A 22,127-nucleotide genomic window follows, 5' to 3' on the forward strand; every position below is an offset into this window, starting at 1 on the left:
CGGCGCCCCCACAGCACATAGCAGGTTGGTTGGGATTGGTCAGTGATATCGTGGCACAAGATGTGACCTGAGAAAATTACTTTACCGCCTCGCCTTGCAAGACCGCCAAGATTTGCTCGACTACCTGCTGGGGGTTAGCTGTACCGTCCATAACATGGTGCGCGGCCTCCTGATAGAGCGCCTCACGTACCGCCAACACTTCCAGCATTTCTTCGGCGATGGGCTGACCAGTGAGCGTTGGGCGCTGGCCCTCTTCCGGAAACTCTACCAGCCGTTGCGCCAATACGCTGGCTGGGGCACGCAGGTAAATCACCGTGCCATGCTGACGCATAAAGCGCCGGTTCTCTTCGGCCAGGATCGCCCCGCCGCCGGTGGCAACTATGGTTGACGATTGGGTTACCGCTTGCAGGGCCTGGGTTTCACGCTGGCGAAAACCCGGCCAACCAACCTGTGCGACCATTTCCGCTACGCTCATTTGCGTGGTTTGCTGCATAAACAGATCGGTATCGATAAACCGATAGCCCAGCGCCTGCGCCAATGCACTACCGACCGTGGTTTTACCTGCTCCGCGAGCTCCTACCATAAAAATGGCTTGTGTCATTACGGGTTGTCCCTTTTGCGGTGACTGAATGCATTGGATTGCCTGCGGATCTGTCCGCAGGTCGATCGAGCGTTAACATTATGATTGCATCATACCGCCCTGAATCTGTATTTCAATCTTTACGATAGTGTAAACTCCATGGCACAGCGGCTATTGACAGCCAACCCTTGCCCCATCTCTTGCGCCAGAAGGTGCTGTAAATACGCATCCAGCCGTGCGACGGGAATAATGCGAAAACCTAGGCGCTGATAATAAGGCGCATTCCATGCCACTTGTAAGAAAGTGGTTAGCGTTAACCGTTGCATGCCTTGGCACAAGGCCAGCCCGGCAATCTCTTCGATCAGGCGCTTGCCCACGCCTTGCCGCTGCCAATCGGCCGCAACCGAAAGCTCGGCGATATGCCAGCTGTGCGGAAATGGCTGCACCGCGATAAAACCGGCGATCTGCTCAGTTGGGCTAGCCATCACCCACTCCCGCTGCTGGGCAATAAAACCGACGTGCTGCTGCGGGCTCATCACCTCACCTTCGGCAATAAACTGCAACTCTGGCTGCTGGCGAAACAGCTGGGCGGCGGAACGTTCAACCGCGACCAACTGCGCAATATCCTGCCGTTGCGCCAAGCGTAGCTTCAGGCTCATGTCTGGCTCCTGGTTAGCGGCCGGCTATTTAAACAGATTTTGCCGCAGGCAGAAATCACCAATAGCGCCATAAAGTGCTATATGATAATGACTCTCATTTAAATATTCAATAATCAGCGCAAAGGTGGTTTCAGACCTCCTGGACGATATCCGCAGAAAAAAACCAAAAGCAGTCGCCACGCTGTAGCCTGGCAGGCTAAATTGGTATCACAACACCGGGGGATAACCATGGCTCAACAGATTGTTACGCTGACAGACTACCCACACTTTGCCGACGTCTGTGCCGCTTGGGCATTCGGCCAATGGGGCTCACAACGGGGCGGCACGCTGGAACGTACCCGCCAACGCTTTGCTTTGTGCAGCAAACCCAGCGAAGATTTCCTGACGCTGCTGCTGATTGATGGCGAACGCCCGCTGGGGATGGCCAGCCTGTGGCCAAGTGACGACCATCATCGCATGGATCTCTCCCCCTGGCTGGCCGGTGTCTTTGTGCACCCGGATCATCGGCGGCAGGGCATTGCCCAACGCCTGGAGCAGGCGATCGTCAGCACGGCACAGCAGCGCGGCCATCCTGTTCTGCATCTGATCACCGATCACAGCGAGGCATTGTATGCCGGTTGGGGCTGGCAGACGATTGAACGCCGCCAGCAATATGGCGACGAAGTGGTGGTGATGGAAAAACGGCTGTGATCGGTAATCAAATGCAACCGGGTATCATAAAATAAGAACCAAAAAGGCTGCGATAATAATCAGTCAATAAGCCAGGTCAGCTTTATTGGTCAGATTATTATCCGCAGCCGTCTATACCCGTCGCCTTTCAAGCTACAGCGTTGTTACCGGCACTAACTCACCCCAGTCACTTACTAAAAGCAAGCTCCTGGGAATGAGTAATTTTGTCGCCTAGCTGCAGCTTGAAATTCATAGGGTAATTTATATTGGCCAACTGATTGGCCGCTCAGCTATTTATCGTGGATGAATTAACGATAAACTTCCGCAGTACCGCGCCAGTCGCTGGAATCCCCGGGGTTATCCAGACCAATGATGCGATAATGCGTTGCACCGTCTTGAGTCGCTTTTTGTTTCAAGGCTTGGATAGCGTCGTCGGGTGAGCCGCTGATACCGGAAACCGACACCACACCGATGCTCTGCATGCTGCTGGCTTGGGCGCTATCAACCTGTTTGGCACCCATGGTTGCGGCCATGGTAGAGAATGAAGCGGTGGCGATCAGTGCTGCTGCGATACATGGTAATAGTTTCATGATTGACTCCGTTATTTTCATCTGAACTCGTTCTCAGTGAGGTTAATTATGAGTTAACCATTGAAAACAGACGTCATCCAATGTAAAGAAGCTCAATCATTGTGAGCAAAATAAGGAGAAAATGAGAGTGGGTATTTCCTGGTAGCGCATAACTTTATTTATAGCGCAAATTTTATGCTCTATTCAAAAAGATTAACAACCTTATTTAGCCTACTGAGCTAAACCAGTTTATTTTAAAGCAATTTTTCCTCGCCGTAACATCCGCCCAACGGATAATCGGGCCAAAGCAGGCTCAATTATCCGACAGGTATTCCACTATCAACTGGCTGGGCCCCTTCAGCGCAATGGTTCTGGCAAAGTCAGCACCCACAGTTCGCTCAAGGAACCTGGCTGTTCCAATGGCCGCAATTCAATCGTCGTGTTTACCGGTTTACCTGCCAAACTCAGCTTCCCTTGCTGATCCAGTTGGTAGTCGCCAATCTTTTTCCCTTCAGGCTCGGCGTTGACCAGTTTGGCCTGCAAACCAAAGTCGTTGTCGTTAATCACCGCCAGTGTGCGGTTGTCGATCAGCGCCAATCCTTCCACCTTTTCCTGCTGCCAGCCCAGCTTACGCAGATCGACCACTTCACGTTTCTGTGCCAGCTTCACCCCAAGCTTGGCCAGTTCGCTGGCATCAGCAAATTCCAACGCCTTACCCTGGCCGTCGAACGACGTCAGATCGCTGGCCTGGCTGAGATCAACCAGATAGATCTTGTTCATCATCTGCTTGTCTTTGTCACTACCCTGTTCAATCAGCAGGAGGTGTTGATTATCGACCGCCACGATATCGCCAATCTTGGCATCTTTGGCTTTCTGGTAGTGGGCAATATCGATTGGATAACCATACATGGCCGTTTTGCCACTGGCAGGGTCAAAGCTGACCAGACGGGTAAACTGCGCCTGGTTTTTGCTCTTGCCATCGATATCCAGCGTGCTCTGCACCGCCGCCAGGATCCGCCCATCCGGTAAACGGGTTACGCCTTCAAAACCCCGGTTCGGTTGACGCCATTTAATGATGTTTGGCAGGCCGCTGGCAACCGCCTGCTCCCCCGCTAACGGCGTTGGACCATATTTCGCCAGAATTTTACCCTGACCATCGATATGGATCAGGAAGGGGCCATATTCGTCACTCAGCCAATAGCCTCCTTTACCGTCTGGCGTGATCCCTTCGGTATCCAACCCGCGTTTGTCACTCGGCAACAGCTTGAGCGTATCTGTCAATGCCACTTCATTGGTTGAGCCAATCAGATTGCCGGGCAGCGGCAAGCCACTGATAGGGCCGTTATCATCGTGCAGAGGACGGGCTTGGGTGGCAATGGCCTTACCGCCACCAATACGGATTTCCATCAATAGGGGAACAAAAGCCGGGTTGGCGAATATCTTGGCCTCCTGTTTGCCGACCGCTGGCGCATCGGCGTTCGGGCCACGATCGGTCACGGTGGTCAACAGTAGATCCCCCCCTTCCTGACCATTAAATACCAGCCCGGAGCCAATCCCTACCGGTAGCCCATTGGGAAACCGGCTGGCAAAAGCGCCGGAATACCCCACACGATCGCCATCAGGAAAGCTGACGTTGTAACGAGCAACGCCAATATCGGCAGCATGGGACAACAGCGGTAATACAGAGGCCAACAACACGCCAAGCGGTTTGATTCTCATAGCATTAACTCTTTGTAAGGGAAAGTAACAGCCTGAAAGCCTAACCACCAACGGTGACACTTTTATGACGGCCAAGTCTAAAAATAGCCGATAACAAATAGGAATCAACAATCACCCCATCCTTATTGAGCGATAAAAACCAATTGTAAAATAAGAATTTACCTATCGGCAAAACAAAATAGAGAATTAATCCTATGCAAAATAGGAAAATTACCTACCACTGAGATAAAAAAACAACAAAAATTAGGATTATTTCTTAAAATCTTCGCTTTCACATAGACAAAATAAAAAGTTAGGGCTTTAATATCGGCCGTAATCGAAGGTGCGCGCACGAAAAATTACGCTATAGACCACTACAATATTAAAAAGGTGCTCTATAGTTTTAGTGCTAACGTCCGTTAGTTTGTTCCCCCAGCAGGATGGTATTTATGTCAAAGCGACTTTTTGCCGAATTTTTCGGTACTTTTTGGTTGGTGTTCGGTGGTTGTGGCAGCGCAGTGCTGGCCGCAGCGTTTCCACAATTAGGTATTGGTTTTGCTGGTGTTGCTTTAGCGTTCGGCCTTACCGTGGTAACCATGGCCTATGCTGTCGGCCATATTTCTGGTGGGCACTTTAACCCAGCGGTCACTATGGGATTATTTGCAGGCGGCCGTTTCCCTGCCAAAGACGTTATTCCCTACGTGGTTGCACAGGTAATTGGTGGTATTGCTGCCGCCGCGGTGCTTTATTTAGTCGCCAGCGGTAAAACCGGTTTTGATGCAACTGCCAGCGGTTTTGCTTCTAACGGCTACGGTGAGCATTCACCGGGTGGCTATTCTTTGCAGGCCGCCATCGTTATTGAATTAGTGTTGACCGCATTCTTCCTGATTGTGATCCATGGTGCGACAGATAAACGCGCACCGGCAGGCTTTGCGCCTTTGGCCATCGGCCTGGCGTTGACGCTGATCCACCTGATCAGTATTCCTGTTACCAATACCTCAGTTAACCCGGCACGTAGTACCGCCGTGGCAATCTTCCAGGGAACCTGGGCGTTGCAACAGCTGTGGGTATTCTGGCTGGTGCCGTTGATCGGCGGTGTTATCGGTGGTTTGATCTACCGTTGCCTGTTGGAAGACAAGAAGTAAGCATGGATTTTCAGGGCAGCCCGCAGCGGCTGCCCTGAAATATTATCCTTTCACGGCTTCAAACATCATGATGTCACTGGTAAATGAGCCGTCGTCCTGAATGGCAAAATGTTGGTGAACATCTTCTGCCACCCCCTGCTGTAATGCACGGATCGCCGTGACAAAATGTTCAGGCGTACGCATCCGGGCCACCCAACTGCTGAACTCCAAATCCAGGCGATCGGCCGTTACCTTCCGCACCAGCAACCCAGACTCGGTAAACATACTCAGCCACTCACCCGGAGCATAGTTGCGCACGTGCGAAGTATCCCGCAGCACTTCGACCGTTTGCAGATAGATATCCAATAAAGGATGCCCCGGGGAAACCACATCCATAAAGATGGCTCGCCCGCCTGGTTTCAACACCCGTTTAACTTCACGCAGTGCTCGCCCCACATCGTGCCAATGGTGCGCCGAGTAACGGCTGATCACCACGTCAAAGCTGGCATCATCAAAGGGTAAGGACTCCGCCACGCCCTGCTGCACCTGAATATTCGTCAATCCCTTTTCCTGTGCCGCGTTGCCGACCACCGTCAGCATCTGCGCCGACAGATCGTACGCCACCACCTGCCCGACATGGGCCGCAGCGGTAAAGCTGGCGTGCCCTGCCCCACACCCCAGATCGAGCAAGCGGGCATCGGAACTGCCTGCCAACAGCTTGGCCAGGCGTTGCAGGTCTTTCCCTTGCGCATGTACCGCACTGGTCAGGTAGGCATTGGCCTGTTCGCCAAACTGGCGGTCGACCGCATTTTTATGGCTGTTGCTGATGCTCATAGCTGCTCCCATTATTATCTGGCTTATGCCGGTGCCGAGATGGCTGGTAATGACTATAATCAAGCAGCTATACGGGTACAATATGAGCAGTTATCCTAGTATAAACAGGTACCACCCTAATGGAATCAGACGCAATTTCCAGCCAGAAAGCCCTTGGTGCCTTTTTACGTGCGCACCGCGAGCGGATCACGCCAGAAATGCTGGGCCTGCCCACCGCCACACGTCGCCGCACCAGTGGTTTACGCCGTGAAGAGCTGGCACAAATCAGCGGCATCAGCGCCACCTGGTATACCTGGATAGAACAGGGGCGCGAGGTGTCGATTTCCCCCTATACGCTGGCACGCATCGCCACCGCGTTACGGCTGGGCCATGCCGAGCGGCACTACCTTTTCACCCTGGCACATATCACCGATCCTGAAAAAGAACAGCCGCAGGAAACGGTTAATGCCGCCGTGCTGAAAAGCGTGCACCAAATGACCGTGCCCTGCTATCTGCTCGATCTCACCTGGAATATGATGGCCTGGAACCCACAGGCGGAGGAGCTGTTTTGCGATTGGCTAAAGCAGGCAAAAACCCCCAATCTGCTGCACTTCATGTTTTTTCACCCTCAGGCGAAGGTGCTGGTCAGTGACTGGGAAAATCGGGCTCGACGAGTGGTAGCCGAGTTTCGTGCCGAAACCAGCCATCATCAGGGAACGGAAGAGATACGCGCCTTTGTGCGCAATATGACCCACAACAGCGAAGCTTTTCATCATTGGTGGAAGCAGCAGGACGTCATGGCCCGTGAAGGCGGCGAACGCACCTTCAGCCACCCACAGCAAGGGGAACGGCATTTTCAACAGGTGACCTTCTACCCGGCGGAGCACAGCGGGTTGAAGTTGGTTATGTTAATGCCGTTATGCTAGCCCGGTGACTGCTTGCTCCCCGCCGCAAACGGCGTTAGGGGGTTTGGTCACTGTCAATCTTCGCCAGAACCTGGCGGTAGGCTTTGACTTTCTGGCGTTTCTTCAGCCAGGTGGTGATGGAAACGACAAAAATGGCACCGGACATGGCCAATACGCCAGTGGGATGACCATAAAACACCATCATGGCAAAGTAAGCGGCTGAAACAATCGCCACCCATTTCGCCGAATTGCCGACGGCATTTTTCTCTAGACTCAGCCGGCGGAGTGCTTCTTCTTCACTGATTCCCATACGCGCTCCTTGTGAAATTAACATTCCATTATATGTGGAAATACCGCTGCATTTTCAATCGCTTTCTCAGTAAAGAAGCGTAAATTTCAATACGTTGCCCGTAGAGCAAAGAGAGGGACCGGGAGTGGGGGAGAAATTTTATTGGAACAGGGCGCAGCTTGGCAGCTGCGCCACACCGATCACTTGCCTGAGGTCAGCGCACTGTAGCTAGTCATCAGGTTACGATAATCTGGAATATGGTTGGCAAACAGCGTCCCCAAGCCTTCGATGTCATTACGCCAGTCACGGTGCAATTCGCAAGCCACCCCGAACCAGGTCATTAACTGCGCCCCTTCGGCTTCCATGCGGCTCCATGCGGATTGCCGCGTCAACTCGTTAAAGGTGCCGGAGGCATCGGTCACCACAAAGACCTCAAAGCCTTCAGCCAGTGCCGACAGTGCCGGGAACGCCACGCAGACCTCCGTCACTACGCCAGCAATAATCAGCTGTTTGCGGCCAGTGGCTTTAACCGCCTTAACGAAATCTTCATTGTCCCAGGCGTTAATCTGACCAGGGCGTGCGATATAAGGTGCATCTGGGAACTGGGCCTTTAACTCGGGCACCAAAGGACCATTGGGGCCAGTTTCAAAACTGGTGGTCAGGATTGTCGGCAGATTGAAGTATTTCGCCAGGTCACCCAGAGCCAATACGTTATTCTTGAAACGATCGGGATCGATATCGCGTACCAGTGATAGCAACCCAGCTTGATGATCCACCAACAGCACGGCGGCCTGGTCTTTATCGAGACGCTTGTAATTTGCAGTCATGTTACAACTCCTTCCTAAGGGTAAGATCGGCCCGACGAATAGGGCCACGATACAGAGGTTGTCTTTAAGTAGGTGCCCGATACGGAGAACGTTTTCCGTATCGGGACACCGAGGTTACTGATTGCTGCCTGCGGTAGTCAGCGGCATCGCGCCAAACTGACCGCTGTTGAAATCACGGAAAGCCTGCTGGATCTCCGCCTCGCTGTTCATCACAAAGGGGCCGTAACCGACGATGGGTTCATCGATAGGCTCGCCGCTCAGCACCAGCAGGCTGACATCATTGTTGGCCTCAATCGTGATGGCATCGCCAGCGCGATCCAGCAGCACCATTTGCGTTTCCCGCACAATCTGCTCGCCGTTGACCAGAATCGCCCCATGCAGCATTACCACGGCCAGCGTATGCCCTTCCTCCACCTGCAAGGTAGTGGTATGCCCGGCGTTCAGCTTCATATCCCACACGTTGATCGGGCTGAAGGTACGCGCTGGGCCAGCATGACCGCCATAGTTCCCGGCTATCACCCTGACCTGCCCGGCGTTATCCGCCAGGGGCACGACGGGGATATCCTGGTTCAGCAAAGTCTGGTAACCCGGTGCCGCCATTTTGTCTTTGGCAGGCAGGTTGACCCACAGTTGCACCATTTCTATGGTGCCCCCTTTATGCGCAAAGTCTTTGGAATGAAACTCTTCGTGCAAAATGCCCGAGGCCGCCGTCATCCACTGCACATCGCCAGGGCCGATCACCCCACCGCTGCCGGTGGAATCACGATGCTCTACTTCGCCCTGATAGACGATAGTGACCGTTTCAAACCCGCGATGAGGATGCTGCCCTACGCCACGGCGACCACTGGCCGCACGGAACTTGGTTGGCGCAGCATGATCCAGCAGCAGGAACGGGCTCATCTCTGCCCCCAGCTCGTTATACGAGAACAGGGAATTCACCAGAAAACCGTTGCCGACCCAGTGAGCTTCCGGGCTGTTATAAACACCAAGGATCTTTTTCATCTTAAACTCCTGTTGCAGGCCACGCGGCCTTACGTTGATGACAGAAGTTTAATCCAAGGCGATTTGCCGCAGTAGTCGGCAAGATATACACTCAGTGTTCTATCAATAGAACGATAAGGGCACCGATGCAGACAGACCTGAACGATCTGTATTTCTTTGCCAGCGTGGTGGACCATCAGGGCTTTGCCCCCGCTGGGCGTGCGCTTGGCATTCCCAAATCGAAACTCAGCCGCCGCGTGGCGCAGTTGGAAGAACGACTCGGTGTACGCCTGATCCAGCGTTCAACCCGGCGTTTCTCGGTGACCGATTTGGGGCAAAGCTATTACGTGCACTGCAAGGCGATGCTGGTTGAGGCCGAAGCGGCACAGCAGGCGATCGAACAGACCCGGGCGGAGCCTTGCGGCACGGTACGCATGTCTTGCCCGGTGGCGATGTTGCATACGCGTATCGGTAGCATGGTGGCCCGGTTTATGGCGGATTATCCGCGGGTGACGGTGCATCTGGAAGCAACCAACCGCCGGGTCGATGTGGTGGGTGAAGGGTTGGATCTGGCGGTTCGCGTCAGGCCACCGCCGTTAGAAGACAGCGACCTGGTATTGAAAATCCTGGCTCAGCGCCGCTGGTGCATCGCAGCCAGCCCGGCATTGGTACGTACCATAGGGGCTATCGATTCACCCGTTGGACTACAGAATTACCCAACGCTCGATCTTGGCCCGGCCAGAACGCAGCATCAATGGCAACTCAGCGGCCCGCAAGGGCAGACATTCCAGTGGGAGCATCAACCCAGACTGGTCACCGATGATATGCTGATGCTGCGTACCGCGGCAATTGCCGGGGCCGGTATCGTTCAACTACCGACCATGATGATGCACGACGAGATCCTGCGGGGCGACCTGCTACAGCTGTTGCCCGGCTGGCAACCTCAGGGCGGCGTGATCCACATTGTCTATCCTTCACGCCGTGGCATGCTGCCAGCGGTTCGGCTGCTGATCGATTTTCTGGCTCAGCAGTTCGCCACCCTGGAGGAAACATGATCAGGCGGTGATTTCGATTGCATTGCCGTCTGGATCGCGCAGGGCCTTCTCTGTGGCAGACAGGCCCAATGGTAAGCGACCATTGACCTTTTCAGAGGAAGGGCCAGACCAATTCATCCGATCGGTGATAGTGAATTCTAGCCCCATGCCAGCGGGTTATTTTTTACTGGATGCAGCCCCCAAAGGGATCAGGAAATAAAGGATTTGCCCTGTTTCAGCACCAGATCGCAGGCTTTCTGCTTCACCTTCTCGGTAATTTGCGAGGTGCCAAGGCTATTGAGATCCAACGTGTTGCCCTTGCCGGTATTCAACAGGCCCCCCAGCCCTTGCTGATAATCTTCGCTCTTGGCATTGGCCGCGCTGGTGATGCCCAGTTTATTCAGCAGTTGGTCCTTCACCGCTTCGCTGCCGTTCGCCGACAGCACGTTATTCTGCACACAGTACTGCAATATCCCTGCCGCGTTGGTCATGCTGGAGGAACTCAGCGCTTTATCACCGCCGTTGAGTAATCCGCTGAGCGCAGACAGCGACATGCCGCCATTACTGGTGCTGCCGCCCGATTTACTCAGTTCAGTGGCGGCACTGCTGAGGGAGTCCATCAACCCGGCGGCCTGGGCGCTGCCCGCAGCCATTACCGTGGTCAAACTCAGGGCCAACAATAAGCGATATGGGGTATTCATAACGGTAAGATCCCTATTTAACTTCAAAATGACGATGCAATTAAACCCATGCTTAACTCGGACGCCGTGCCAGCCAACAAGTTCCTTTTATTCGGGCCGCAGCGCATTTTTCAGAATTCAGGCAAGTCGTCAGAACTGCCAACGTAACCAGGCGAAGAACACGTTGCCATTATTGTAAGTACCCGGAATATAGGTGGCCTGGAAGGTCAGTTGCTTATAGCCGATAGACGCCAAAGGCAGCGGCGCGGGGATCGGGATATATTTCCAGTTGTCACGCGCAGTCACGCTGGCGGTAAACCCCAGCCCCAGACGAAAATCCTGCCCTTCAATCGGTCGCCAGATATTCTCGTAGGCATAACCGCCAATCGGTTCCCACTTGTTAAAAGAGTCCTTGAACGCCATAACGTAGATCGCGTGCCAATCCCCATCGGCATCAAACCGCGAGATGCCATAGCCTGCTCCCCAGGGGCGCTCGTTGTACTCGTCGGTCTTTTCCTTGTCGTAGGTCCAGCGGTTATGCCAGGTGATCGCCGGGAGATAGAGCTCCTTATTGGGCGAGTTGTTCCAGGTTTCCGCCACGTTGCCGGTAAAACGCCCCCACCAACCCGGGTCTTCAACACGCATATTGCTATTTTCTGCACTAACCTCGGCGTATGAAGGCAGTGCAGGAAATATCAACGCCAACCAGCCAGCTAAAAAGATCCTTTTAACCATCATCTTTGCAACCCCTGTAAAAATCAAAGCCGGCGATTTTTACCGATCGTCCTATCTTGAGCAAGCCGTATCTCACTGACCCGATGTTTTTATCACCCCCCGTTGAGAGACGGTTAAGTTTGGCACCCAGCGGCGCGCTATCGCAAGTTATGCACCTGTCTACACGTTGTCTTTCAGAAAACTCCGGTTATCCTGCTTGCACCTCAACGGCTTATGGAGGACCCTTAGGTTTTATTTTCCGGGAGTGGGTATGGTTATCGGTCCATTTATTAATGGCGCAGCAATATTGGCCGGGGGCATTGCAGGGGCAATGTTGGGTCATAGGCTGCCGGAGCGGGTACGCCTGGCATTGCCAATGACCTTTGGTATTACCTCGATGGGGATGGGTGTCGTGCTGATCGGTAAGGTGGCTCATATGCCGGTTATGGTATTGGCACTGGTGCTGGGAGCACTGTTTGGCGAGCTTTGCTACATCGAACGGGGCATCAGCCGCATCGGTGGCTGGGCCCGTAATCTGATGGCCCCCAAAGGCGGTGTCAGAGGGGATCAGAAAGAATTTCTGGAGGCGTATGTCGCCATTATCGTACTGTTTTGCGCCAGCGGCACCGGTATCTTTGGCTCAATGCACGAAGGAATGACCGGGGATGCCAGCGTGCTGATCGCCAAATCTTTCCTCGATCTGTTTACCGCCGTGATTTTTGCTTCCACGCTTGGCCTGGCCGTAGCGCTGATCGCCGTCCCGCAGTTGGTCATCCAGTTAGCGCTGGCGTTTGGTGCCGTGTTCATTTTGCCGCTGACTACTCCGGCCATGCAGGCCGATTTCTCTGCCGTTGGCGGGTTGATGATGTTAGCCACCGGCTTGCGCATCTGCGGTATCAAGCTGTTTCCGGTAGCGAATATGCTGCCAGCATTGGTGTTGGCGATGCCGATTTCGGCGGCTTGGGTGATGTTCTTCTGAACGCCACCCCCCCTAAATTATCTTCCTCCTGGCGTAGCGAAAAATTGACGCCCAGCCAGGAGAAAAGTGGAGAAAGCGGAAAGTACCCGCCTGGCGCTTTCCTTCGGCCATTGCCGCAATTTTCAGCGGCCATCAGCGCAAGAAAAGTACCATCCCCCTGCGAGAACCGCCTTTGATACCCCTTTAGGGTCGTAAACTCCTTGATACGATCCGCAATAATCTCCCAAGTCCGCTCAACTTGAACAAGCCATCACTTTCACCAACTGTTAATGCTGACGCCCTACAAGCGACTCGCATTTTCAACGATTAACCGTGCGACATCGCCAGCCGTTCCCTGCTGCGCACGGTTAAATAACAATAAATTGACGTGAATGTGGAGCAATCAATGAGGATCACCATAGGTTCATTCATCCTGCAACAGCTGCGCGTCCTGAAAGTCGACCGCATCTACGGCGTGCCCGGCGATTACAACCTGGCACTACTGGAAACCATCGAGCATGACCCAGGCTGCGAATTTATTGGCAACTGCAACGAGCTGAACGCCGCTTACGCCGCCGATGGCTATGCCCGCCTCAAAGGCGCCGGAGCGTTGATCACCACCTATGGCGTGGGCGATCTGGCGGCTCTTTCCGGCATTGCCGGTGCCTACGCGGAATCGGCCCCGGTGATTTGCATTGCGGGCACGCCACCGCTGCACGCCATGCAGGGCCATGCGCTGCTGCACCACTCCCTGGCAGACGGCAATTTTGATAACGTGATGAGCTGTTTCCGGCAGTTCACCGTGGCACAGGCGCTTATCACCCCGGAAAATGCCGCAACGGAGATCCCGCGGGTTATCGCCTGCGCCTGGCAACGCAAGAAGCCCGTTTACCTGCAACTCCCCTCAGACATTTGTGAAGTGGAAATTGAGGTTGCCGATAATCCCGTCCCCTACCGCTTACCGAGCAGCGACGCCAGCCATCTTCAACTTGCCAGCGCAGCCCTGCTCGAACGAATTAACCTTGCTAAACGGCCAATCATCCTGATAGATCAGATGGTCGAACGGTACCAGCTTCAGGCGCAGGTGTTAGCACTGGCGGATAAATTCGCCATCCCGTTAACCAATATGCCCACGGCAAAATGCGCGATCTCGGAGAACACTCCGGGTTGGCAAGGTGGCTACGGCGGCGATCTGTCGCGCCCCGAGTTGTTTGAGTTGATGGCCCAGTCAGATTGCATCCTCAGCTTTGGCGTGCGCCTGGTAGATTCCACTACCGGTTATTTCAGCCAACAGATCCCGGCGCAGGCGGTGGTGGATATTCAGCCCTATTCGTTGAAGCTGGATAACCTCTCCTATCCAGCGGTAACGGCTAGCGAGCTGCTGCAAGACCTGCTGGATAAAGCCCCTATCACTAATCCGATACCACTGACTCAGCTACCCGATCCACAGCAAAAACTGGCTACGCCGAGCAACGCGCCACTCGATCAGGGCTATTTCTGGCAACGGATCAAACGCTTTATTCAGGTGGATGACGTGCTGGTCGTTGAAAATGGCACTTCTGGCGCAGCGATCGGCGGCATGCGGATGCCAAGCGGCGTTACCGTGATCAACCAACCGATTTGGGGATCGATCGGCTATACCTTACCGGCATTGCTCGGCACGATGATGGCCGCTCCACAACGGCGGCAGTTGCTGTTTATTGGTGATGGCTCCTTCCAGCTCACCGCCCAGGAACTCTCAACACTGTTACGCCATGAGCAAAAACCGATCGTCTTTCTGATCAATAACGACGGTTACACCATTGAGCGCCATATCCTTGGCGAAACGTCGTCTTATAACGATATTGGCTCGTGGGATTACGCCAAACTCCCGGCGGTACTAAGCCCGCAGAGCCAGGCGTTTTGTGTCACGGTAGAAACCGGCCAACAGCTGGAGATGGCGCTGGAGCAGGCTTCGCGTCAGGACCAGTTGGCGTTTATCGAGGTGAAATTACCGATGATGGATTCCCCACCGGTGATGAAAGAGTTCTGCCGCCGCTGCAATAGCTTTAACTTTGGGCTGCACAACCCAAGGCGCATTGCCTGATAAAACCAGGGCCTGGCGCAAGGATTCCGCCAGGCCAGGCTGAACGGGTATACTGTGCTCCTCTCAACGGCTAGGCAAAAGGCCAATAAAGATGTATTTTACATACATCAAATATAGAGGAACACCATGATGGATCAGCAGACCACCCTGCCAGAAAACTACTACACCCAAAAATACTCCCTGACGGCCACCCATTCCGAAGTCCTTGAGGCAGCCAGGCTGATCGCGCCCGGCAAGACGCTGGATCTGGGCTGTGGCAGCGGTCGCAATTCGCTGTATCTCAACCTGAAAGGTTTTGATGTTACCGCCTGGGACAAAAACGCGGCATCGATCGCCGCGATAAACCAGATCATAGCAACCGAGCAGCTTTCACACATCAACGCCAGCGAGCAGGATCTCAATACCCATCGCTTTAGCGGCCAGTACGACTTTATCCTGTCGACCGTGGTGTTTATGTTCCTGGATCGCCAGCAGATCCCGCATATCGTGCGCAATATGCAAGACAGCACGGTTAAAGGGGGCTACAACCTGATCGTCGCGGCCATGGATACGCCAGATTACCCCTGCACGGTGCCCTTCTCATTCACCTTCAAACCGGATGAGTTAGCAGACTATTATCAGGATTGGGACATCATCAAATATAACGAGAACCCCGGCGAGCTGCACCGCGTAGATGCCGAGGGCAACCGCATCAAACTGCGTTTCGCCACCTTGCTGGCGCGTAAATAGTCCGCCAGTGTCACGCAGTACAAACCAAATGTCAGGCAGATTAAAACCGCGTTGGGCATAACGCTATAAACTGTTAAGGGTAACGATCCGTTTATTCCCCTTAGGAGGGCGTATGCCTAATGTGACCATACTGGACAGCGTAGTCCGTTTCCTCGATCGTCAGCACGGCCTGTATATCAATGGCCAGTGGCAAACCTCACAGGCCGAATCGCGGCTGGCGGTCTATAACCCAGCCGACGGCAAACAAATCTCCTGCACCGCTGATGCCAACGCAGCCGACGTGGCGCTGGCGGTCACCTCGGCCCATCGGGCCTTTACCGCTGGCGTTTGGGCGCAGCGCCTGCCCGCCGAACGTGAGCGCATTTTACTGCGCTTCGCCGATCTGGTTGAGCAACACGCCGAGGAGCTGGCCCAGTTGGAAACCCTGGAACAGGGGAAATCCATCAACATCTCCCGCGCCTTTGAAGTGGGTTGCACGCTGAACTGGATGCGCTATACCGCCGGGCTGACCACCAAGATCGTCGGCCAAACCCTGGATGTCTCCATTCCGATGCCGCCGGGAGCCAAATATCAGGTCTATACCCGCAAGGAGCCGATCGGCGTAGTGGCCGGGATTGTCCCCTGGAACTTCCCGCTGCTGATCGGCATGTGGAAGGTGATGCCAGCGCTGGCCGCGGGCTGTTCCATCGTCATCAAACCGTCTGAAACTACGCCGCTTACCCTGCTGCGTATAGCGGAACTAGCCAGCGAAGCTGGCGTGCCACCGGGCGTGTTTAACGTGGTGACCGGCAAGGGAGCTATCTGCGGCAAGGCGCTGACGGAACATCCGCTCATCACCAAAGTGAGCTTTACCGGCTCCACGCCGGTGGGTAAAGGGATCGCACGCGCGGCGGCGGATCGCTTAACCCGCGTCACGTTAGAACTGGGCGGTAAAAACCCGGCCATCGTGCTGAAAGATGCCGATCTGCAACAGGTGATCGAAGGGTTGATGGCTGGCAGTTTCCTCAACCAGGGGCAGGTCTGCGCCGCCAGCTCACGTATCTATATTGAAGCACCGATTTACGATCGGCTGGTCGCCGGTTTTGAGCAGGCAGTGAAGTCGCTTTCTGTCGGGCCAGGGATGGATGGCAATGCCCAGATCAACCCGCTGGTGTCCAAAGAGCACCGTAACAAGGTGGCCGCCTATCTGGATGATGCCAGAAACAAAAGCGCCGAATTGATTACCGGTGCCGCCGGGCCTGACTTACAAGGCTTCTATATTCCCCCAACGCTGGTGATCAATCCAGACGATAGTCTGAACCTGACGCGGGAAGAGGTGTTTGGCCCGGTCGTCAACCTGATCCGCGTGGCGGATGCCGAGGAGGCGCTGCAGAAGGCCAATGATACCGACTATGGCCTGACGGCCAGCCTGTGGACCACCAGCCTGCAAGCGGCCATGGCTTATACGCCACGCATTCAGGCGGGTACGGTGTGGGTCAACACTCATACATTAATTGATGCCAATATGCCATTTGGCGGCTTCAAGCAGTCTGGCAGCGGCCGTGATTTCGGCCCGGACTGGTTGGATGCCTATACCGAATCCAAATCGGTGTGTATTCGCTATTAGTTAGCATTACATTGAAAGAGTCACGGGGGCGAATTCTCATTCGCCCCCGTGCTAGTAGCCGTCACCCGATATCGCTGTTCCCCCAAAAAGGAGAGGGGGCTTGTACGGCGCGGTGGTCAAGTACGGAAGTTAACCTGTAACACCTGCGATTATTGACCCCAACGGCTCACTGCTGCTTTTGCCCATTCAGATCCAGCGTTGGCGTTTCATCGAAGAAGTTCCAAGGTTTGAGCAAAGCGTGCACCCACTCGGTTGGCATGTTACAGATACTGCTTGCGGTATGCACTCGGCGAGACGCCAAAACGGGCCTTGAAGGCGGTGGAGAAATGGCTGTGATCGGTAAATCCCCAGTCATAACCTATATTGGCCAGCTTTTGCCGCTCCTTTGCCTGGCGCAAAACCTGGGCACAGAGATCCAGACGACGGTTTTTAATGTACTGCGCCACCACCAGCCCCTTGCGGGCAAATAGCCGGTACAGGCTACGCACAGAGACGCCGATCTCACTGGCAACCCATTCAGGGCGCAGCTGTTCAGACTGAATATGCTGGTCGATAAACGCCAGCGAACGGGTAAAAATGCGCTCATGGCTATCTTGCCCCTCATCTTGCTCCATCAGGGCTGGTTGTAACAAGGTGGCCACGGCGTTAAGTACCGCTTCGCTTTCCAGGCGGCTCATCTGCGTATTCTGCATACTGCCCAATACCAGTTGCTGGCTGAGTTTGGCCACCGCCGTATCGGCAGCAATGCGCCGCGCACCGGGCAGATCGGTAAAGCACAACTGCTGCTCGAGATAACTGCGTGGTAGCAACAGTGATAACTGGCGGGAACCCTGTTGGTAGGTAAAGCTGCTGGGCCGTGCGGCGTCGATCAGGGTGATATCCCCGGCAGACAGCACCGCCTGCCGATCGCCCTGCTCCATAACCGACTGGCCACGCAGTTGGAATACGGTAAAAAAGTGGCAACCGTCACTCTGCTCTACTTCTCGGTGGGTGCGGTAAAGCCGGGTCTGGGCAGCATCAACCACGCTCAGGCGTAATGCATGGGAGTGGAACTCCTGGATCGCACCGGCAAACCCAGGCGCCAGGGTTTTGGCACAAAACCGGCCACAGGCAGAATTGATTTGATCTAACCACTGTTCAAAACTGGCATCAGCGAGCCGGGTAGAGACTGCCATGATTAACCCCTTGAAACATATGTAACAAAAGAGAACAGGCTTATCGTACTGAGCTGCATGCCCCGGTATCTGCGGCGATTTGGGCATCAGTCAGGAAAGAAAACATAACAAATCACCAACATATGCACAACATTGTTCGGGGGGGGTTGATGCAGCGATCACAAACTACAGATAGAAGATAATTTTCGTTGCGGGGATAATTAATATTAATAATCGTAGAAAGACGGAAGAAGAGAATACCAAGAGGAAAAGGTACGGCACCATCCATAGTGCCATACCTTAACTATTTACTTACTTGCGATTAAGCCGCAGGGCAGCTAGCCAGATCGGCTGGCTCACGATTTACATATTCACCGAACTTACCTTGACAGGTAACAACACGACGGCAAACAGACTGCGTACCAACGGTTTGACGTTCAAAGTGACTAACGCAGCCAAATACATAGCCACCAATAACGTTTGAAACTTCTGATGTGTTTAATTTTTTCATAACAATATCCTTGTAGTGAGTAGTAAAACTAGCCTTGCGGCTATATTAAAAAAACCATCTTTTTCTTTATTGACAAGCCAGACTTGTCTTAAAGAGAAAAAATTATAGTAATCAAACAAACTTGCAGTCAACATTAAAACCTTATCCAAGCCACATTCTGGATTTGCCTTAATTCAAAATAGGCATTATCCTTATGCTTAATGAAAATATAAGCAAATCATATAATTACAAATTAAACCATCTGAGGGCATAGCTCGTAACATTAATAACAACAAAAGGCGTCACTTATTATCCATCGTCACGCCTAAAGCCAAAGAAATATGGGGGGCATATGCCTATGAATACGCAATTCGGGCTTTTAGCGATGACGTGCCAGTGTTCTGTATACCCCTACCAACAATGTGAGACGCACGGCTATTTAGCCAGCCAGCGCTATAGGTAGTGAACACAATTTGACAAAATTGTCTTTTTGCCATCTATTGAATGCCGCTGTTCACTCGGCCACGCTAGCCATCAGATCAGATAAAAAACTGATTAAGGCTGAAAAAACTATTTTTTATTTCATCAGGAAGGAAATATGCCGCTGCATTTACGCCATTTAGTCTTAATTCCGCTATTAACTTTGGTGGCTTGCCATCACCCCACGGGTCCCCATTCCACACAGCCCCTCGCCGTTACGGCTAAAAGTTCACCGGCGGTGGTAAGCAATGCCCGGTTGGAAATCTCGCAAAGTGCGCTGGAATACAACACCCACAAAATTCAGCAGTTGTTGGGCAATAAAACCACCCTTTGCGCCATTCTGAAAGGAGATGCCTACGGGCACGACCTTTCACTGGTGGCTCCCGTGATGATCAAGAACCACGTGCAGTGTATTGGGGTGGCCAGTAACCAAGAGCTGCAAACCGTACGCGAACTCGGCTTTAAAGGCCGCCTGATGCGCGTGCGCAATGCCACTGAGGCGGAGATGCGTCAGGCTACCGACTATGACACCGAAGAGCTGATCGGCAATCTGGAGATGGCGAAGCGCCTGGATGCCATTGCCGCCCAGCAGGGAAAAACCCTGCGTTTCCATTTGGCACTGAACTCTGGCGGCATGTCACGCAACGGGCTGGAAGTCAGCGATCGCGCCGGATTGGCCGAAGCCCAGGCTATCTCTGCATTACCTCATCTGAAAATGGTTGGCATCATGTCCCACTATCCTGAGGAAGATGCTGCGGCGGTGCGCAAGGATCTTGCCCGCTTCAAGGTACAGTCCCAGCAGGTACTAGACATTACCGGCATCAAACGCAGCGACGTAACCTTACACGTTGCCAATACCTTCGCTACCCTCACCGTGCCGGAGTCCTGGCTTGATATGGTGCGGGTTGGCGGGGTGTTTTATGGCGATACCATTGCCAGTAACGACTATAAACGCGTGATGACCTTCAAGTCATCCATCGCGGCACTCAACCATTATCCTAAAGGCAATACCGTCGGTTACGATCGCACCTACACGCTGAAACGTGATTCGGTATTGGCCAATATCCCGGTAGGTTATGCGGACGGCTATCGCCGTGTGTTCAGCAATGCCGGCCATGTACTGATCCAGGGACAACGGGTGCCCGTGGTCGGTAAAACCTCGATGAATACCGTGATGGTGGATGTGACCGACGTGAAAGGCGTCATTCCTGGTGATGAGGTGGTGTTCTTCGGCAAGCAGGGTAATGCCGAAATCACCGCAACCGAAGTCGAAGACATCAGCGGAGCGTTGTTTACCGAGATGTCGATCCTTTGGGGCGCGACCAATAAGCGCGTATTGGTGGATTAATTAACTCCCAGGCAACGGCTTGCGCCGTTGCCTGGGATGAAGCTATAGCAGCACGACTACTCGTCGAAGAACCAGTATCCCTGATTAACCAGAGCGGTTAACTCGGCAACGAACGCCGGGTTTTGCAACGCGCTCCCCAGCTCTCGTTTGCCGAGTATGGTATAGCGGCATAGGGCATCGGCGGCTTTAGGCTCGACGGTCTCCAGGCGTTCGCTGTTGATAAAGAAGCTGCCGCCAACCTCCAGCACTCTCAAGCCACTCAAGCGTGTCAGGACTGCCCCCTCCATCAGCGCTTCGATAACCTCATCCTGCTCGTAAGGCGGTTGCGCTGGGGCAATATCCAACTCGTGGCGTGGCGTCGTTACGAAGCGACCAAACCACTGTTTAAAATCTTCTGGCCGATTAATCATCTCGGTCATCATGCTGCGCAGGCGATCGAGCTCATACTCTTCAACCCGGCCGGGATGTTCCCGGCAGGTTAAATCAGGATCGCTGTAGTGCTCCCCCCCGAGATCGTTTTCCAGCGCATAGTCCGCAAAGCTGCTGATGAGATCCCTGCCGTTAGGGCCACGGAAACCAACGGAATAGTTAAGCGCGGTTTGGTGGGTAAAGCCGTCATGCGGGAAGCCCGGCGGAATATACAAGATATCGCCCGGTGCCAGATCTTCATCAATGATCGGCGTGAAAGGCTCAACGTGCAGCAAGGCCGGATGCGGACAAAACTGCTTCAGCGGTAGTTTGTCACCTACGCGCCAGCGGCGGCTCCCCATTCCCTGAATGATAAACACATCGTACTGATCGATATGTGGCCCAACACCGCCGCCAGGTACCGAGAACGAGATCATCAGATCGTCTAAACGCCAGTCTGGCAGCACGCGGAACGGGCGTACCAGTTCAGCCGACGGAGCATGCCAGTGGTTGACCGCTTGGGCCAACAACGACCAACCGCTTTCCCCCAGGTTATCAAAATGCTCGAACGGCCCGTGGCTGGCCTGCCATTGGCCATTGGTTTGGCTGACCAGACGGCTGTCTACCTCGACTTCCATCGCCAGGCCGGCCAATTCATCCGGAGTGATAGGATCGACAAAGTCAGGGAAGGCATTTTTTAATACCACAGGTTGTTTTTGCCAGTATTTTTCTAAAAATTCGGGCCAGTTAAGATTCAGTTGATAAGCCATGGGTCCACACCAGTGAGAAGACAAATGGGCTTGATTATAAAGAGGCTGACACTCGTGCCGCCTTGTCATTGGTCAATGACTGGGCGTTCAATGAGGCAAACGGGAATAGAGAGGCGCTGACGCGCCTCCTGATTTACTTAATCCGGTTGCCGGAGCCGTCAACAATCTTTTCGCCGTCCTCTTTGGCCAATGCCCCTATTTGCGGATCGGGCAGGATATCAAGCACCGTTTCAGAAGGGCGGCACAGGCGAGTCCCCAACGGCGTAACCACAATCGGCCGGTTAATCAGGATCGGATATTGCAACATAAAGTCGATCAACCGATCGTCGGTGAAGACATCTGCTACCAGCCCTAACTGCTCGTAGGGTTCCACGTTATTGCGCAGCAAGGCCCGCACGCTGATCCCCATGTCTGCAATGAGTTTCACCAATTCAGCACGGCCAGGAGGAGTCTCAAGATAATAGACGATCGTTGGCTCTGTACCGCTGTTGCGAATGAGCGCCAGCGTATTACGCGAGGTACCGCAGGCCGGGTTGTGATAAATCGTGATCATGGA

24 protein-coding genes are annotated in these 22,127 nt (G+C 53.8%); 9 read left to right on the top strand and 15 right to left on the bottom strand.

The window, feature by feature from the left end; translation table 11 throughout:
* Window positions 1-76: 76 nt before the first annotated feature.
* Together aroL and ABIE29_RS06565 are read right to left on the bottom strand one after the other, a co-directional pair.
* The gene (gene aroL / locus ABIE29_RS06560; protein WP_429617356.1) at window positions 77-601 is read right to left on the bottom strand and encodes a shikimate kinase AroL; all 525 of its coding nucleotides are present in this window, start codon (window positions 599-601) and stop codon (window positions 77-79) included.
* Between the two features lie 119 nt (window positions 602-720).
* Window positions 721-1,239 (bottom strand): N-acetyltransferase family protein, encoded by a 519-nt coding sequence (locus ABIE29_RS06565; protein WP_429617357.1) that lies wholly within the window; start codon window positions 1,237-1,239, stop codon window positions 721-723.
* Window positions 1,240-1,467: 228 nt separating this feature from the next.
* Here ABIE29_RS06565 and ABIE29_RS06570 point away from each other — a divergent pair, with 228 nt between their 5' ends.
* Window positions 1,468-1,929, top strand: a complete 462-nt coding sequence (locus ABIE29_RS06570; RefSeq protein WP_429617358.1) for a GNAT family N-acetyltransferase — start codon at window positions 1,468-1,470, stop codon at window positions 1,927-1,929.
* Window positions 1,930-2,216: 287 nt separating this feature from the next.
* Here the strand turns inward: ABIE29_RS06570 and ABIE29_RS06575 are convergent, their stop codons facing one another.
* Together ABIE29_RS06575 and ABIE29_RS06580 are read right to left on the bottom strand one after the other, a co-directional pair.
* Window positions 2,217-2,498, bottom strand: a complete 282-nt coding sequence (locus ABIE29_RS06575) for a DUF1471 domain-containing protein (protein ID WP_429617360.1) — start codon at window positions 2,496-2,498, stop codon at window positions 2,217-2,219.
* 336 nt (window positions 2,499-2,834) lie between these two features.
* Complete coding sequence (locus ABIE29_RS06580) at window positions 2,835-4,196, bottom strand: esterase-like activity of phytase family protein (protein ID WP_429617361.1); 1,362 nt, start codon at window positions 4,194-4,196, stop codon at window positions 2,835-2,837.
* A 428-nt stretch (window positions 4,197-4,624) separates the two neighbouring features.
* Here ABIE29_RS06580 and aqpZ point away from each other — a divergent pair, with 428 nt between their 5' ends.
* Window positions 4,625-5,320: an aquaporin Z gene (gene aqpZ, locus ABIE29_RS06585; RefSeq protein ID WP_024483892.1), complete on the top strand. Its 696-nt coding sequence runs from the start codon at window positions 4,625-4,627 to the stop codon at window positions 5,318-5,320.
* Window positions 5,321-5,362: 42 nt separating this feature from the next.
* Here aqpZ and ABIE29_RS06590 read toward each other — a convergent pair whose 3' ends face one another.
* Window positions 5,363-6,133, bottom strand: a complete 771-nt coding sequence (locus ABIE29_RS06590; protein ID WP_429617362.1) for a class I SAM-dependent methyltransferase — start codon at window positions 6,131-6,133, stop codon at window positions 5,363-5,365.
* Between the two features lie 119 nt (window positions 6,134-6,252).
* Between ABIE29_RS06590 and ABIE29_RS06595 the strand changes: the two genes are divergently transcribed.
* Window positions 6,253-7,038, top strand: a complete 786-nt coding sequence (locus ABIE29_RS06595) for a helix-turn-helix transcriptional regulator (protein ID WP_429617364.1) — start codon at window positions 6,253-6,255, stop codon at window positions 7,036-7,038.
* Window positions 7,039-7,072: 34 nt separating this feature from the next.
* On the opposite strand, the gene ABIE29_RS06600 is transcribed toward ABIE29_RS06595, so the two are convergent.
* The 3 genes from ABIE29_RS06600 to ABIE29_RS06610 all read right to left on the bottom strand — a co-directional run bounded on the left by ABIE29_RS06600 (window position 7,073) and on the right by ABIE29_RS06610 (window position 9,135).
* Window positions 7,073-7,327 (bottom strand): ABC transporter ATP-binding protein, encoded by a 255-nt coding sequence (locus tag ABIE29_RS06600; protein ID WP_429617367.1) that lies wholly within the window; start codon window positions 7,325-7,327, stop codon window positions 7,073-7,075.
* 179 nt (window positions 7,328-7,506) lie between these two features.
* Window positions 7,507-8,133, bottom strand: coding sequence for an isochorismate family cysteine hydrolase YcaC (ycaC, locus tag ABIE29_RS06605; RefSeq protein ID WP_065683886.1), 627 nt, complete (start codon window positions 8,131-8,133; stop codon window positions 7,507-7,509).
* A gap of 114 nt (window positions 8,134-8,247) precedes the next feature.
* A complete protein-coding gene (locus ABIE29_RS06610; protein WP_429617370.1) occupies window positions 8,248-9,135 on the bottom strand; it encodes a pirin family protein in 888 nt (295 codons plus the stop codon).
* 125 nt (window positions 9,136-9,260) lie between these two features.
* On the opposite strand from ABIE29_RS06610, the gene ABIE29_RS06615 reads away from it, so the two are divergent.
* Complete coding sequence (locus ABIE29_RS06615; protein WP_429617371.1) at window positions 9,261-10,169, top strand: LysR family transcriptional regulator; 909 nt, start codon at window positions 9,261-9,263, stop codon at window positions 10,167-10,169.
* On the opposite strand, the gene ABIE29_RS06620 is transcribed toward ABIE29_RS06615, so the two are convergent.
* From ABIE29_RS06620 to pagP, 3 genes are all read right to left on the bottom strand, one after another.
* Complete coding sequence (locus tag ABIE29_RS06620; RefSeq protein ID WP_429617373.1) at window positions 10,170-10,316, bottom strand: hypothetical protein; 147 nt, start codon at window positions 10,314-10,316, stop codon at window positions 10,170-10,172.
* A gap of 41 nt (window positions 10,317-10,357) precedes the next feature.
* A complete protein-coding gene (locus ABIE29_RS06625) occupies window positions 10,358-10,849 on the bottom strand; it encodes a DUF2501 domain-containing protein (RefSeq protein WP_429617376.1) in 492 nt (163 codons plus the stop codon).
* Window positions 10,850-10,978: 129 nt separating this feature from the next.
* Window positions 10,979-11,566, bottom strand: a complete 588-nt coding sequence (pagP, locus tag ABIE29_RS06630) for a lipid IV(A) palmitoyltransferase PagP (RefSeq protein WP_429617377.1) — start codon at window positions 11,564-11,566, stop codon at window positions 10,979-10,981.
* A gap of 247 nt (window positions 11,567-11,813) precedes the next feature.
* On the opposite strand from pagP, the gene ABIE29_RS06635 reads away from it, so the two are divergent.
* The 4 genes from ABIE29_RS06635 to ABIE29_RS06650 all read left to right on the top strand — a co-directional run bounded on the left by ABIE29_RS06635 (window position 11,814) and on the right by ABIE29_RS06650 (window position 16,921).
* On the top strand, window positions 11,814-12,521 hold the full coding sequence (locus ABIE29_RS06635; protein WP_429617378.1) for a DUF554 domain-containing protein: 708 nt from the start codon (window positions 11,814-11,816) through the stop codon (window positions 12,519-12,521).
* Window positions 12,522-12,906: 385 nt separating this feature from the next.
* Window positions 12,907-14,586, top strand: a complete 1,680-nt coding sequence (locus tag ABIE29_RS06640; protein ID WP_429617381.1) for an alpha-keto acid decarboxylase family protein — start codon at window positions 12,907-12,909, stop codon at window positions 14,584-14,586.
* A gap of 126 nt (window positions 14,587-14,712) precedes the next feature.
* On the top strand, window positions 14,713-15,315 hold the full coding sequence (tehB, locus tag ABIE29_RS06645; RefSeq protein WP_429617383.1) for a tellurite resistance methyltransferase TehB: 603 nt from the start codon (window positions 14,713-14,715) through the stop codon (window positions 15,313-15,315).
* Window positions 15,316-15,427: 112 nt separating this feature from the next.
* Window positions 15,428-16,921 carry an aldehyde dehydrogenase family protein gene (locus ABIE29_RS06650; protein WP_429617385.1) on the top strand — a complete coding sequence of 498 codons (1,494 nt, stop codon included), beginning with the start codon at window positions 15,428-15,430 and terminating at the stop codon, window positions 16,919-16,921.
* Window positions 16,922-17,181: 260 nt separating this feature from the next.
* Here the strand turns inward: ABIE29_RS06650 and feaR are convergent, their stop codons facing one another.
* Both feaR and ABIE29_RS06660 read right to left on the bottom strand, forming a co-directional pair.
* Entirely contained in the window at window positions 17,182-18,096 is a 915-nt protein-coding gene (gene feaR, locus ABIE29_RS06655; protein ID WP_429617387.1) for a transcriptional regulator FeaR, read from the bottom strand.
* A 301-nt stretch (window positions 18,097-18,397) separates the two neighbouring features.
* Window positions 18,398-18,586: a DUF4762 family protein gene (locus ABIE29_RS06660; protein WP_429617389.1), complete on the bottom strand. Its 189-nt coding sequence runs from the start codon at window positions 18,584-18,586 to the stop codon at window positions 18,398-18,400.
* 577 nt (window positions 18,587-19,163) lie between these two features.
* Here ABIE29_RS06660 and alr point away from each other — a divergent pair.
* Complete coding sequence (gene alr, locus ABIE29_RS06665; protein ID WP_429617392.1) at window positions 19,164-20,393, top strand: alanine racemase; 1,230 nt, start codon at window positions 19,164-19,166, stop codon at window positions 20,391-20,393.
* A gap of 56 nt (window positions 20,394-20,449) precedes the next feature.
* Here the strand turns inward: alr and ABIE29_RS06670 are convergent, their stop codons facing one another.
* Both ABIE29_RS06670 and arsC read right to left on the bottom strand, forming a co-directional pair.
* Complete coding sequence (locus ABIE29_RS06670) at window positions 20,450-21,571, bottom strand: JmjC domain-containing protein (protein ID WP_429617394.1); 1,122 nt, start codon at window positions 21,569-21,571, stop codon at window positions 20,450-20,452.
* Between the two features lie 133 nt (window positions 21,572-21,704).
* Window positions 21,705-22,124, bottom strand: a complete 420-nt coding sequence (arsC, locus tag ABIE29_RS06675; protein WP_429617396.1) for a glutaredoxin-dependent arsenate reductase — start codon at window positions 22,122-22,124, stop codon at window positions 21,705-21,707.
* Window positions 22,125-22,127 lie beyond the last annotated feature (3 nt).

This window comes from Serratia sp. 2723 (assembly GCF_050434425.1).
Taxonomy (GTDB): domain Bacteria; phylum Pseudomonadota; class Gammaproteobacteria; order Enterobacterales; family Enterobacteriaceae; genus Chania.

Excerpts from the sequence above, each read along its gene's own strand:
- aroL (WP_429617356.1), bottom strand. The coding sequence starts at position 601 with ATGACACAAGCCATTTTTATGGTAGGAGCTCGCGGAGCAGGTAAAACC.
- ABIE29_RS06565 (WP_429617357.1), bottom strand. The coding sequence starts at position 1,239 with ATGAGCCTGAAGCTACGCTTGGCGCAACGGCAGGATATTGCGCAGTTG.
- ABIE29_RS06570 (WP_429617358.1), top strand. The coding sequence starts at position 1,468 with ATGGCTCAACAGATTGTTACGCTGACAGACTACCCACACTTTGCCGAC.
- ABIE29_RS06575 (WP_429617360.1), bottom strand. The coding sequence starts at position 2,498 with ATGAAACTATTACCATGTATCGCAGCAGCACTGATCGCCACCGCTTCA.
- ABIE29_RS06580 (WP_429617361.1), bottom strand. The coding sequence starts at position 4,196 with ATGAGAATCAAACCGCTTGGCGTGTTGTTGGCCTCTGTATTACCGCTG.
- aqpZ (WP_024483892.1), top strand. The coding sequence starts at position 4,625 with ATGTCAAAGCGACTTTTTGCCGAATTTTTCGGTACTTTTTGGTTGGTG.
- ABIE29_RS06590 (WP_429617362.1), bottom strand. The coding sequence starts at position 6,133 with ATGAGCATCAGCAACAGCCATAAAAATGCGGTCGACCGCCAGTTTGGC.
- ABIE29_RS06595 (WP_429617364.1), top strand. The coding sequence starts at position 6,253 with ATGGAATCAGACGCAATTTCCAGCCAGAAAGCCCTTGGTGCCTTTTTA.
- ABIE29_RS06600 (WP_429617367.1), bottom strand. The coding sequence starts at position 7,327 with ATGGGAATCAGTGAAGAAGAAGCACTCCGCCGGCTGAGTCTAGAGAAA.
- ycaC (WP_065683886.1), bottom strand. The coding sequence starts at position 8,133 with ATGACTGCAAATTACAAGCGTCTCGATAAAGACCAGGCCGCCGTGCTG.
- ABIE29_RS06610 (WP_429617370.1), bottom strand. The coding sequence starts at position 9,135 with ATGAAAAAGATCCTTGGTGTTTATAACAGCCCGGAAGCTCACTGGGTC.
- ABIE29_RS06615 (WP_429617371.1), top strand. The coding sequence starts at position 9,261 with ATGCAGACAGACCTGAACGATCTGTATTTCTTTGCCAGCGTGGTGGAC.
- ABIE29_RS06620 (WP_429617373.1), bottom strand. The coding sequence starts at position 10,316 with ATGGGGCTAGAATTCACTATCACCGATCGGATGAATTGGTCTGGCCCT.
- ABIE29_RS06625 (WP_429617376.1), bottom strand. The coding sequence starts at position 10,849 with ATGAATACCCCATATCGCTTATTGTTGGCCCTGAGTTTGACCACGGTA.
- pagP (WP_429617377.1), bottom strand. The coding sequence starts at position 11,566 with ATGATGGTTAAAAGGATCTTTTTAGCTGGCTGGTTGGCGTTGATATTT.
- ABIE29_RS06635 (WP_429617378.1), top strand. The coding sequence starts at position 11,814 with ATGGTTATCGGTCCATTTATTAATGGCGCAGCAATATTGGCCGGGGGC.
- ABIE29_RS06640 (WP_429617381.1), top strand. The coding sequence starts at position 12,907 with ATGAGGATCACCATAGGTTCATTCATCCTGCAACAGCTGCGCGTCCTG.
- tehB (WP_429617383.1), top strand. The coding sequence starts at position 14,713 with ATGATGGATCAGCAGACCACCCTGCCAGAAAACTACTACACCCAAAAA.
- ABIE29_RS06650 (WP_429617385.1), top strand. The coding sequence starts at position 15,428 with ATGCCTAATGTGACCATACTGGACAGCGTAGTCCGTTTCCTCGATCGT.
- feaR (WP_429617387.1), bottom strand. The coding sequence starts at position 18,096 with ATGGCAGTCTCTACCCGGCTCGCTGATGCCAGTTTTGAACAGTGGTTA.
- ABIE29_RS06660 (WP_429617389.1), bottom strand. The coding sequence starts at position 18,586 with ATGAAAAAATTAAACACATCAGAAGTTTCAAACGTTATTGGTGGCTAT.
- alr (WP_429617392.1), top strand. The coding sequence starts at position 19,164 with ATGCCGCTGCATTTACGCCATTTAGTCTTAATTCCGCTATTAACTTTG.
- ABIE29_RS06670 (WP_429617394.1), bottom strand. The coding sequence starts at position 21,571 with ATGGCTTATCAACTGAATCTTAACTGGCCCGAATTTTTAGAAAAATAC.
- arsC (WP_429617396.1), bottom strand. The coding sequence starts at position 22,124 with ATGATCACGATTTATCACAACCCGGCCTGCGGTACCTCGCGTAATACG.